Origin of the sequence: Amycolatopsis sp. WAC 04182 (assembly GCF_003947465.1) — a bacterium.
GTDB lineage: Bacteria > Actinomycetota > Actinomycetes > Mycobacteriales > Pseudonocardiaceae > Amycolatopsis.
In genome coordinates, this window is sequence record NZ_QHJJ01000067.1 from 1 (window position 1) to 635 (window position 635).

At 76.2% G+C, this 635-nt stretch carries 1 protein-coding gene; it reads left to right on the plus strand.

What is annotated here, in order from left to right; translation table 11 throughout:
• On the plus strand, window positions 1-635 hold a 635-nt coding region (locus tag DMH01_RS42555; protein ID WP_125685100.1), incomplete at both ends, for a TIGR03619 family F420-dependent LLM class oxidoreductase.

A 635-nucleotide genomic window follows, 5' to 3' on the forward strand; every position in this document is an offset into this window, starting at 1 on the left:
GGACGTGGCCGTGGCCGCCGACGAGCTGGGGTTCGAGTCGGTGTGGCTGCCCGAGCACCTGGTGTTCGCCACCGACCTGTCGCTCGCGGTCTACCCCGGGACCGAGGATCCCGGCATCAAGCCGACGACGCCGCTGTTCGACGCCCCGGCCTACCTGTGCTGGCTGGCCGGGCTCACCACCCGCGTCCGGCTGGGCACCGCCGTGTACCTGCCCGCCCTGCGCCACCCGTTCGCCGTGGCCCGGGCGTTCGCCACCCGGGACGTGCTCTCCGGCGGGCGGGCCGGCTGCGGGGTCGGAGCCGGGTGGTACCAGGGGGAGTGGACGGCGGCCGGGCTGCCCTTCGGGACCCGCGGCGCCCGGCTGGACGAGGCCATCGAGGTGGTCAGGCGGCTCTGGACCGAACCCGTCGTCGCGCACTCAGGGCGGTTCTACCGGTTTCCCGAGGTCGCCTTCGAGCCCAAGCCCGTACAGGGGCGGCTGCCGGTGCTGGCCGGCGGGGAGTCGGCCGCGGCGCTGCGCCGGGCGGCCCGGCTGTGCGACGGGTGGATCCGCATGCCGCACACGATCGAGTCGATCAGGCGGCAGGTGGCGCGGCTGGGGGCGGGGGTGCCCGTCACCGCCCACGCGTACGCGC